Annotated in this window: 14 protein-coding genes; 12 read left to right on the top strand and 2 right to left on the bottom strand. The window is 27.8% G+C overall.

Annotated features, from left to right (window positions below):
* Together CRU91_RS12505 and CRU91_RS11755 are read left to right on the top strand one after the other, a co-directional pair.
* Positions 1–263, top strand: a 263-nt coding sequence (locus CRU91_RS12505) for a TonB-dependent receptor domain-containing protein (RefSeq protein ID WP_268876318.1), incomplete at its 5' end; no start/stop codon positions are given.
* 14 nt (positions 264–277) lie between these two features.
* Positions 278–832 (top strand): TonB-dependent receptor domain-containing protein, encoded by a 555-nt coding sequence (locus CRU91_RS11755; protein WP_257119137.1) that lies wholly within the window; start codon positions 278–280, stop codon positions 830–832.
* A 64-nt stretch (positions 833–896) separates the two neighbouring features.
* Here the strand turns inward: CRU91_RS11755 and CRU91_RS11750 are convergent, their stop codons facing one another.
* Entirely contained in the window at positions 897–1,139 is a 243-nt protein-coding gene (locus CRU91_RS11750) for a hypothetical protein (protein ID WP_113895410.1), read from the bottom strand.
* Between the two features lie 74 nt (positions 1,140–1,213).
* Here CRU91_RS11750 and CRU91_RS11745 point away from each other — a divergent pair, with 74 nt between their 5' ends.
* The 8 genes from CRU91_RS11745 (at position 1,214) to CRU91_RS11710 (ending at position 8,090) form a co-directional block, all read left to right on the top strand.
* Entirely contained in the window at positions 1,214–2,020 is an 807-nt protein-coding gene (locus tag CRU91_RS11745; RefSeq protein ID WP_113895409.1) for a phosphatidylserine decarboxylase, read from the top strand.
* Entirely contained in the window at positions 2,004–3,368 is a 1,365-nt protein-coding gene (locus CRU91_RS11740; protein ID WP_222718472.1) for an EAL domain-containing protein, read from the top strand. The genes CRU91_RS11745 and CRU91_RS11740 overlap by 17 nt, the downstream gene beginning before the upstream one ends.
* 61 nt (positions 3,369–3,429) lie before the next feature.
* Complete coding sequence (locus tag CRU91_RS11735) at positions 3,430–3,654, top strand: hypothetical protein (RefSeq protein WP_113895407.1); 225 nt, start codon at positions 3,430–3,432, stop codon at positions 3,652–3,654.
* Positions 3,655–3,705: 51 nt separating this feature from the next.
* Entirely contained in the window at positions 3,706–4,128 is a 423-nt protein-coding gene (locus tag CRU91_RS11730) for an ATP-dependent zinc protease family protein (protein ID WP_113895406.1), read from the top strand.
* Between the two features lie 10 nt (positions 4,129–4,138).
* Positions 4,139–5,071 (top strand): 30S ribosomal protein S6--L-glutamate ligase, encoded by a 933-nt coding sequence (gene rimK, locus CRU91_RS11725; protein WP_113895405.1) that lies wholly within the window; start codon positions 4,139–4,141, stop codon positions 5,069–5,071.
* 100 nt (positions 5,072–5,171) lie between these two features.
* Positions 5,172–5,534: a thioredoxin family protein gene (locus tag CRU91_RS11720; protein ID WP_113895404.1), complete on the top strand. Its 363-nt coding sequence runs from the start codon at positions 5,172–5,174 to the stop codon at positions 5,532–5,534.
* 9 nt (positions 5,535–5,543) lie between these two features.
* Positions 5,544–7,301, top strand: coding sequence for a protein-disulfide reductase DsbD (gene dsbD, locus CRU91_RS11715; RefSeq protein ID WP_113895403.1), 1,758 nt, complete (start codon positions 5,544–5,546; stop codon positions 7,299–7,301).
* A gap of 42 nt (positions 7,302–7,343) precedes the next feature.
* Positions 7,344–8,090, top strand: coding sequence for a sulfite exporter TauE/SafE family protein (locus CRU91_RS11710; protein ID WP_113895402.1), 747 nt, complete (start codon positions 7,344–7,346; stop codon positions 8,088–8,090).
* A gap of 25 nt (positions 8,091–8,115) precedes the next feature.
* Here CRU91_RS11710 and CRU91_RS11705 read toward each other — a convergent pair whose 3' ends face one another.
* Entirely contained in the window at positions 8,116–9,519 is a 1,404-nt protein-coding gene (locus tag CRU91_RS11705) for an anion permease (RefSeq protein WP_113895401.1), read from the bottom strand.
* 129 nt (positions 9,520–9,648) lie between these two features.
* On the opposite strand from CRU91_RS11705, the gene CRU91_RS11700 reads away from it, so the two are divergent.
* Both CRU91_RS11700 and CRU91_RS11695 read left to right on the top strand, forming a co-directional pair.
* Positions 9,649–10,281: a GDSL-type esterase/lipase family protein gene (locus tag CRU91_RS11700; protein ID WP_113895400.1), complete on the top strand. Its 633-nt coding sequence runs from the start codon at positions 9,649–9,651 to the stop codon at positions 10,279–10,281.
* Positions 10,282–10,384: 103 nt separating this feature from the next.
* On the top strand, positions 10,385–11,379 hold a 995-nt coding region (locus CRU91_RS11695; RefSeq protein WP_146951620.1), incomplete at its 3' end, for an immunoglobulin-like domain-containing protein.

Raw genomic sequence — 11,379 nt, 5'->3', positions numbered from 1 at the left:
ATATAGTATTTAATGACCAATGGAGTGCATTAGTAGGAGTAAACTATGCAACTATTGTAAATACAAGTTATAGTAATGGTGTACAAAGTTCAAAATATGATGTATCTGAACTTACTCCTACTTTATCTTTACTTTATAAACCATTTTACAACTTAACAACTTATGCTACATATATAGAGAGTTTAGAAGCTGGAACAATCGTAGGGAATACTTATGTTAATGAAAATGAAATATTAGATCCATATAAAAGTAAACTGAGATAGGTACAAAATATAGTATGTTAGATGAAAGAGCGTTATTAACAGCATCACTATTTAGAATAGAAAAAGCTAACTCTTTTGAAGATAAAAGTACGGTAGCAAGTTTAGGTAAACCAACTTTAACTCAAGATGGTGAACAAATACATCAAGGACTTGAGCTTGGATTAACTGGAAAAGTTACAGATAATCTTACACTTATGGGAGGAGCAACATTTATGGATTTAAGTATAGAAAAAGCGACTAATCAAGCTTTAGAAGGTAAAAAGCCAATAAATGCTGCAACAAAAATGGCAAAACTATTTGCAGAGTATAATATTCCTATGATTCAAGGATTAACTTTAACTGGGGGAATATATTATACTGGTAAAAGATATGGAAATAGTTCAAATACAGATATTATGCCAAGTTATACTTTATATGATGCAGGGCTTAGATATAAAACAAAACTAGGGAATTATCCTACAAGTTTTAATCTAACTGCTCAAAACTTAACAGATAAAGTGTATTGGATTCATTCAAATGGATTAGGAGATCCAAGAAGTGTTGCATTTTCTATGAAAATGGAATTTTAAGACAATATAATAAAGAGAGTTTAAGCTCTCTTTATTCTCTAAATTATATTAAAATGTAGTTAATTTACATACAACAACCATTTCCACAACAATAAGTTTTTTGCTCTTCTTTATAAAATTTTATGATCAGATTATTAAACATTTCTTGAAGTTCAAAAGTGTGTTTTTTGCAAAAAGTTCTATTCATAATATTTTTCATCTCTATGGCTTTAAGCATTGCATCATCTTTTGAATCAAATTCAAGATTATTTTCTAAATCACTTTTTATAAAACATCCACATCTATCTTGAACAACTATTTTAAACATAAATATCCTTTTAAAAGCAAAAGTCTAGCAAAAAAAAGTTAAAATATTCAATCACAACTTCACAAAGGAATACAATGCACATAACGAATCTTATATCTCAATATTTTGGAAAATTTGCAAAAAAAGAGTTTTCAAAACCTATACAAAAAGTAATAAATAAAAGTTATGCAAAGCTTATGAAATTGGATATGACAGAGTTTAAAAATGCAAAACATTACAAATCTTTAAATGAACTTTTTACAAGAGAGTTTATAATTGATAGACAAATTGATGAGAGTAAAAATATATTTATATCACCAACAGATAGTTTAATTACTGAGTGTGGAAAAATAGAAAATGATACAGCTTTACAAATCAAAGGGATGGAGTATAGTGTTGAAGAGCTTTTGACTTATTATTGTACAGATAGTTTTGAAAAAGTTTTAGATGGAGATTTTATGAATTTTTATCTATCACCAAAAGATTATCACAGATACCATGCACCAGTAGATTTTAAACTAAAAAAACTTATTCATGTTCCTGGTAAACTATATCCAGTTAATTTAAAATATCTAAATAAAGAGTTTGAACTTTTTGTTCAGAATGAAAGAGTAATTTTAGAGTGTGAAAGCCAAGGAAAGATTTTCTTTATGGTATTTGTTGGGGCTTTAAATGTTGGACAGATGGTATTTACTTTTGAACCACAAGTTGAAACAAATAAGGATACAAAAGAGATAAAAGTTTACACTTATGATAATATTGAAATTACAAAAGGTGAATGTTTAGGGTATTTTAAAATGGGATCAACTGTTGTTATGGTTTGGGAAAAAGATTTTGTTCAACTTGAGAATCTTTTAAGCCAAAATGTTAAGTTTGGTCAGAAAATTGCAACATATAAATGATTTAGAATTATTACTATTAATAATTTCTATTATTTTATTTCTACTATATTTATTAAGCATAAAAAATGCGAAAGCTAATTGCAAAAAGGTAGTAGAAAACGTAAAAAAAGAGGTAGAAAATAGACTCTATAATGATGAACTTACAAATCTAAAAAATCGAAAAGCTTTAGAAGATTATATAAAAAATAAAGATAGTGTAATTACTATTTTACTTGATTTGGATTCATTTGAAGATTTGAATGAGCTTTATGGATTTATAAATGCAGAGTTAGTTTTAGTTGAAGTTGCAAAAATACTAAAGGGGTTTGAAAAAAGTTATGATGTAACTGCATATAGATTGAGTGGAGATATTTTTTCTCTCGTAAATGTGAATAATATGCCATTTGATGAAATTTTTCTTTTAATAGAAAAACTAAATCAAACTTTTTCAAATAAAAAGATTTATATAGATGAATTAAAATCAGATATTGTTATTTCAATGACTATGGGAATATCATTATTTCAAGAAGAACCATTGATAACTTCTGCAATGGCTTTAAAAAAAGCAAAATCACTAAATCAGAGTTATTTTGTTTATAACAATGAACTAGATTCAAAAGAGTTAATTATCCAAACTTTGTATTGGCGAGAAAAGATAAAAAAAGCTGTTGAAGAAAAGAGAGTAATACCTTTTTATCAAGCAATAACTGATAAAAATAAGAATGTCATAAAATATGAGACCCTTATGAGGATTGAAGAGATTAATGATAATAATGAAGCTATTTTTGTAACTCCAGATAAATTTTTGGGAATATCATTTAAAACAAAACAGTATTTAGAATTATCAAAGATAATTGTTTCGAAAAGTTTTGAAAATCTTCTAAAAACTGACAAACAAATAAGTATAAATCTAAGTTTTAAAGATATTCTAAACTATGATTTTATAGATTATTTAGATGATATTATGCAAATGCTAAGTTTTGAAGATAAAAGTAGAATTATATTTGAGATTTTGGAAAGTGAAAGCTTAAGTGATTATGATTTCTTAGAAGAGTTTGTTATGAAGTATAAAAAGCATGGCATTAAAATAGCTATTGATGATTTTGGAAGTGGATATTCAAACTTTTTACGAATTCTTAGAATAAAACCTGATTATATAAAGATAGATGGAAGTTTAATTAAAAATATAGATGCAGATATAAACTCTTATGAAATCGTAAAATCAATCATAGCTTTTTGCAAAACTTTGAATATAAAAACTATTGCTGAATTTGTACATAGTGAAGAGATTTTTAATCTTTTGATAGAGTTAGATGTAGATGAGTTTCAAGGTTACTATTTGGGAAAACCACAAATTATTTTTGAATAGATTAATCTAAAAAAAAGCAATTTAGTGTAAAATTTGTATATCACTTTTAAGGAGATTTAAGATGACAATAGTTACAAAGTTAAAAGAGTTCGATTTAGCAGGAACAAAAAAAGGTAAAATAACGGTTTCTAATGTAACTGAACCTTATGGAAAAGATACAGCGGATATATTAAGTATTGGAATAGCTTTGAATGGTGAAGATGTACAATGGAAAGCACATATTCCATATGAAAATATAGATGAGTTAATTTCAGCTTTGCAAGAAGCAAAAGCATCTAAAAAGTAATAATAAACTACTTTTCTGTGATATAATTATCCATAATTCAAAGGGGTAATTATGTCACAACTCAAAATTATAGGACGAAAAGAACTTGTTGATATTTTGGATTTAGAACTCTTTGGACTAGATGCTAAAATAGACACGGGAGCTGACTCAAATTCTCTACATTGCGATGATATTTCTCTTGATGATGGTTTTGTAAACTTTAAACTGCTTGATAAAATTCATCCATCTTATCATGGTAAAAAAATCAAACTTCCAATTTATAAACAAAAGCTTGTAAAAAGTTCAAATGGAGCTTCACAATTAAGAGTTTTTATTCAAGTTTCAATCCTTTTTAATGGTAAAAAATATAAAACAGTTGTATCTTTGACAAATAGAAAAGATATGAAATATCCAATGCTCATAGGAAGAAAATTTTTGTCAAATAGGTTTTTAGTAGATGTTTCAAAAGAAAATTTAGCAAGTAAAAATATTTAAGGAATAAATAATGTTAGTATATATTTTATCAAGAAATGAAAATTTGTATTCAACAAAAAGATTATATGAAGAGGCTTTTAATAAAGGTTGGGAAGTTAGAGTTTTAGATTATTTGAAATGTACTATAGAGATTATGAAAAATGAATTAGTTGTAAATTATGAAGGTAAAGTTTTAAAAGTTCCAGATGCAATCATTCCAAGAATAGGTGCTAGTAGAACATTTTTTGGTGCAGCGATGGTACGGCACTTTGAGATGCAAGATGTTTTTTCTACAACTGGAAATCTAGCACTTACAAGAAGTAGAGATAAACTTAGAAGTTTGCAAGTTTTGTCAAAAAATGGAGTAGATTTACCACGAACAGTTTTTGCATCAAATAAATCAAATGCAAAAGATGTTATAGCTTTGAGTGGTGGAACTCCATTGATATTAAAAATTTTAGAAGGAACTCAAGGAGTAGGAGTTGTACTTGTAGATAGTAAAAAAGCTGCAAAATCTGTACTTGATGCTTTTTATGGAATGGATGTAAATTTACTTGTTCAAGAGTATATTGAAGAAGCAAATGGTAGTGATATCAGAGTTTTTGTTGTGGATGGAGAAGTTGTTGCTGCTATGAAAAGACAAGGAGCAGAAGGAGATTTTAGATCAAACCTTCATCAAGGTGGAAATGCATCTATATATAAATTAAACAGAAAAGAGAAATCAACAGCATTAGCAGCAGCTCGTGCTATGGGACTTGGTGTTTGTGGAGTTGATATGATAAGTTCAAAAAGAGGACCTTTGGTTATGGAAGTAAATTCAAGCCCAGGATTAGAGGGAATAGAAAAATCAACAGGTATAAATGTAGCTTTAAAAATTATGGATTATGTTGAAAAAAATATCAAACCAAATTGTCCTGTAAATCCTCAAAAAAGGAAAATAAAAAAAGATAGCATAGGTGCATAGATAAGAAATAATTATAATATATAAATATTCTTAGATTATTTTAAACAAATTGTTTACTAATCTTAAATATAATGCAGGAGAATACAAATTAAGGAAAAAAATGAGAAAAATATTTTTATTAACTCTAATTACAATAACTTTTTTATTTGCCTATGAAGAGCTAACAGAAGGTAATTTTAGTGAAAAGATAAAAGGTAAAAATGTAATTGTGGATTTTTATGCTCCTTGGTGTCCTCCTTGTAAAATATTAGCAAATAATTTAGAAGATTTTGAGATACAAAAACCTGATGATGTTGAGATTTTTAAAGTAAATATAGATAATGATTTAGTTTTAGCGAAAATGTATAGAGTGAAACAACTTCCAACAATGATATATTTTAAAAATGGAGAACCAATCAAAAAATATGTTGGAGTTAAAACTACTGAAGAACTTTTGGAAAGTTCAAAAGTAGATTTTAAATAAGGATAAAAAATGAAAAAATTTCTAATATTCTTAGCTTTTTTTGCATATTCATTTTCTGCAGAATTGGGAAATAAAGTTTTAGAACCAGAAGAAGCATTTCAAGTAAAATTTGTACAAAATGATGATAGTTTGAATATCAAACTAGAATTAGGACAAGATATATATTTGTATGATGATAAACTACAAGTAAATATCTCAAAGCCAAAAAAAGTAGAACTTTTACCAGAATTAAATCTTCCAAAACCAGTAGAATATGATGGTTTTATAGTTCATTTTGATAATTTAGATTTAAATATTCCATATAGCTTACTAAAAGAAAAAATTGATTCAAATAAGTATGAAATAGAGTTTAAATTTCAAGGTTGTTCAAAAGCTGGGCTTTGTTATGCACCTATGAGTGAAAAAAAAGTTATTTTCTTTGAAGCATCTGCACAAGATGAAGTTATAACTCAAAATGAAGTAAAAAATGAAATAGCACAAAATGAAAATATAAGTGAAACAGACGGTATTGCAAACAGTTTTAAGAATTCAAGTACTATTATAGTTATTGCAACTTTTTTTGGATTTGGTCTTTTATTGTCTTTTACTCCTTGTGTTTTCCCTATGATTCCTATTCTTTCATCAATTATAGTTAAAGCTTCACAAAATGAGACTATGAGTGCTAAAAAAGGCTTTTTTATGTCACTTATTTATGTTCTTGCTATGAGTTTAGCTTATACAATGGCTGGAGTTATTGCTGGAATTTTTGGAGCAAATTTACAAGCAAGTTTACAAAATCCTTATGTTTTAATATCTTTTTCAGCTATTTTTATTGTATTGGCTTTTTCAATGTTTGGATATTTTGAGTTAAGATTGCCAACAGCACTACAAAATAAAATAAATCAAACAACTGATGGAAAAGAAAAGCAAGGTGTTTTAGGTATTGCTATTATGGGATTTTTATCAGCACTTATTGTTGGACCTTGTGTAGCACCACCACTTGCAGGAGCTTTGGTTTATATAGGACAAACAGGTGATGCAGTTTTAGGTGGGATGGCACTATTTTTTATGAGTTTAGGTATGGGAGTTCCACTTTTATTAATTGGACTTGGAGCTGGTAAATTTATGCCAAAACCAGGTGGTTGGATGGAAAGTGTGACAAAAATATTTGGAATAATCATGCTAGGAGTTGCTATTTGGCTTCTTGATAGAGTTATAAATCCAACTATAACTATGTATTTATGGGCTATATTGTTTTTAGGAACAGGTATATATCTAAAAATTTATAATCATATTATTTCAAAGCTTATTTCTAAAGTTATAACTTTAATTGGAGTTATATTATTTGTAGGAGCAGTAAGTGGTGCTACAAATCCATTAAAACCGCTTGATAAATTTACAAGTAGCATTTCAGTATCAGCACAAGATGAATTAAAATTTACATATATAAAAAATATTTCAGAACTTGAAGATGCTATAAAAAAATCTTCTAAACCAATAATGTTAGATTTTTGGGCTTCTTGGTGTGTATCTTGTAAAGAGTTAGATGAAATTACTTTTAAAGATAGCGAAGTTATAGAAAAGCTTAAACAATTTACCCTTTTAAAAGTTGATGTTACAGCAAACAGTAATGATGATAAAGCAATTCAGAAAAGATTTGGAGTTGTTGGACCACCTGCAATTATATTTTGGGATAAAGATAAGAATGAAGTGAAAAGTGCCAAAATAGTTGGCTATAAAAATCCAAAAGATTTTTTAGAAGTAGTAAATAGAAATTTTCAAAATTAGATAAATTGATGTATAATAACTCCTTTTTTAGGGAGTTGTTTTATGGAATTTACTACTGAATTTTTAATTTTTGCTTCTATTGTTATATTCTTTTCTGCTTTAGTTCAAGCAACTATTGGTTTTGGTTTTCCTATGATTGCAACTCCAATTTTAGCTATGGTTACTGATATGAAGACAGCTGTTATATATGTTGCCATTCCAACTCTTTTATTAAATATAAGTGCGTTAATTGTTGAAAAGAACTTTTTTCAAATAGTAAAAAAATTTTATCTTTTAGCTATATTTGCAATGATAGGAAGTGCTATAGGTACTCAAATACTTATTTATAGTAACTCTGAAATATTTAAGCTTCTTTTAGCAATATCAATTCTTTTTTATCTTTTTAGCCAAAAATTATCTTTTTCTATGCCTTGGGTTGAAAAAAAGAAAATATTATCAACAGTAATTTTTGGATTAAGTGCAGGAATTATTGGTGGATTGACAAATGTTATGGCTTTAGTTTTAATAATCTACTCTTTAGAGTCAAAACACACAAAAAGAGAGATAATTCAATCTTCAAATTTATGTTTTATGTTTGGAAAAATTATTCAAATTATACTTTTTACATACCATGGCTCTTTTACGCAAGAGATTTTGGAATTGTCTTTATATAATTTACTAATAGTTCTAATTTGCATTGTAATTGGATTAAAGTTAAGAAATAAGATAAAAGAAGATAATTACAATAAAGTTATAAAAGGATTTTTATTTATTATGGCACTTGCTTTGATTTACCAAACACTGATTTAAAAGAGAGTTTTCTCTCTTTTAAATTTTAAAGAAATATAAATACCCCAATAATAATTGGAATTAGATAAATAAAACCAAATAATGCACCTAATCCCCACCATCTTGCTTGAGTTATATAACCAGCACCATACCAGATTGGCGAAGGTCCTGTCCCATAAGGAGTAAGAATCCCCATAACTCCTAAACTTCCTAATAATAAAATAGTAAATGGTAATAGTTGTTCACTAGGTACAATTTGTGCCGCAACTGCAATAAATACTGGAACTAAAGCAGTAACATGTGCTGTTGTACTAGCAAAGAAATAGTGTAATATATAAAATAAAACTATCAAAATAAGCATAGCCGAAGTTAAGCTCATATCAGTAAATATACTAGATACATTATCATTTAAATATTGAATAAGACCAACTTTTTTCAATCCATCTGCTAATGCAACTAAAGTAGCAAACCAGATAAATACATTGAATGCTGCTTTATCTGAAAGTAAATCATCCCAAGATATAATATTTGTTAAAATCATAATTGAAACAATACAAATTGCTGCTGTTGTACCATTTACTCCTAGCTCTTTACCAAATATCCATAAAACTAAAGCAAGAATTGCAAGACCTAGCATTAAAAACTCTTTAAATGTTACAGAACCTATTTTTTTAAGTTCTTCCGCAGCCCAAGCTGGAGCTTCTGGAGATTTCTTTTGTGTTGGAGGATAAACTACATATGTAAGCCATGGAGTTAATAAAAATAGTGGTACCATCAGTGGTAGCATTATTTTTGCCCATTCAATCCATGCAACAAAAATATTATTTTTTTCTACTAAACCAACAGCTAAAACATTTGGTGCAAGTGCTGTTATGAACATTGAACTTGTAACACAAGTAGAAGCAATAGCAACCCAAGATATATAAGAACCTATTTTTCTTGGTTCATTATCAGGTAATGATCCAAATAATTGAGGTATATTAATAGCAACAGGATAGATCGTTCCACCACTTCTTGCAGTATTTGATGGCATAAATGGTGCTAAAACTAAATCAGAAAATGCAACAGCATAACCTAATCCTAAAGTGCTTTTCCCCATATATTTAACCATAAGTAGTGAAATTCTTCTTCCAAGACCAGTTTTTTTATAACCTTCTGCAAACATAAATGCTGCAAAGATTAACCAAATTGTAGTATTTGAAAATCCTGATAAAGCCCATTTGATACTATCCCCTGAGTTCCCCATTAATCCCAATATAGCAACAATTGAAATACCAACAAAACCAATTAGTGCTGCTGGAATAGGTTCAATAATAAGCCCTATGATTACAGCTAAAAATATTCCAAAAAATCTCCATGCTTCTTGTGATAAGCCTTCAGGTGCTGGAATAAACCATAAAACTAATGCGACCAATACAGGTATAAGTAAACCTATACTTTTTTTTGACATAATGTCCCCTTTCTTATAAAAATTATAAAATTATAATATATTTTAGTTACAAAAGAAATATAAGTAAAGATTAAAAATAATTATTCATAATATATTTGATATAATTTCGCAAAAAATTAGGAGTTATACATGAGAATATTATTGATTTCTTCGATACTTGTTGTTGGATTATTCGCAGGAGAATGGAAAATACAAAATGATCCTTATTATAAACACAAAGTTAGTCAATTTGAGGTTTTAATGGATAAAAATAGTGATATAACGACAATGATGTTAGGAGATTCTATTACAGATGAAGGTGAATGGAGTGAACTTTTAGGATTTAAAGTTCATAATAGAGGAATTAGTGGAGATACAACGGATGGAGTTTTGGACAGACTTAAGACCGTTAGTGCAAATGTAAAACAAGTATTTATAATGATAGGTGTAAATGATATTATGCGTGGTAAAAGTGCAGAATATGTATTTGAAAACTACAAAAAAATTATAAAATATTTGCAAGAAAAAGATATAAAAATTGTTATTCAATCTACTTTATACATAGGTGAAAGTAGAAAACAAAACTTTAATTCAAAAATTGAAAAATTAAATAAAGATTTAAAAGAGTTTGCTAAAAATAATCAAATAATTTTTATTGATTTGAATCCAATTTTTACAAAAAATAAGACTCTTTTAAAAGAATTTACTTATGATGATTTACATTTAAATGGAAAATCTTATATACTTTGGTCAAATGAACTTAAAAAAATAACTACAAAATAAATAAAATAATTTACAAAAAATAACTAAAATATCACCCCAATGGGTGATACACAAAATTTTTAAATTGGATATAATCAATTATATTTTTACAAAAGGGAAAACAATGGCAAATTTAGGAAAAATTCAATCTATTCAAGATGGAAAATTTTATGTTAAAGATGCTTTAGGGAATCTTGTTGAATTAAAAGTAGGCGATGTAGTAAATCAAAATGATGTTATAGTTGCTTCAAATTCGAATAGTGATTTATCAAAATTGGAAATTGCATTTGATAATAATCAAGTTATTGCTTTCAATCAAGGAGAATTGAATCTGGATTCAACTTTATTTGAGAATAATTTTGGAGATGAAGAATTAACTTTTGATGCTGAAGCAGTAAATGAAACTTTGAGTGCTTGGAATACAGCACAAGAAAATATTGAAGATATGGAAACAGCTGCTGGAGATGTAACAGAACAGGCTACGAATGCTGGAAATGAAGAGAATCAAGATGGTGGAGCTTTAAGAAGTAAATTTAGCTCAAGAGATGGTGACTCTGCTGATGTTATAAGTAATCTTAGAGAATTAGAACCTTTAGATGGTAATACTCAGGAAATTGAAAATAGTGAACTATTGGCTGATCTTTTGAACACTACAGATACTCCTGAAATACCTACAGCACCAGTTGATACTAGAGTTCCAGCTTCTATAATTACTTTATCAAATCCAACTGTATATGAAGGTAAAGATATAACTATTACAGCAACAGTTACAAATGCACCACAAACAGATTTGATAATTACATTAAACAATGGTTCAACAATTACAATTCTAGCTGGGCAAACTTCTGGAAGCACTACATTTACAAATCCAAATAGTGAAGATGTATATGAAGATAGTAGTACAGAAACTTATACTATTACAACAACTACTGGAGGAAATTATATAAGTTTAGATACTAATAGTAGTTCTACAGTTACTATAACAGATACAATAGATACAACAGACTATACATTAACATCAACAGCGAGTGGAGATGAAGAGAGTGCAGAGATTACATATACAGTAACATTTACAAATCCAACAACACAAGCAGAAACAGTAACGTTCAAAGTAGGTAA

Source organism: Aliarcobacter vitoriensis (assembly GCF_003316695.1).
Lineage (GTDB): Bacteria > Campylobacterota > Campylobacteria > Campylobacterales > Arcobacteraceae > Aliarcobacter > Aliarcobacter vitoriensis.
The sequence above is the reverse complement of the archived record's forward strand: the minus strand, read 5'-3'. Positions and strand labels throughout refer to the sequence as shown.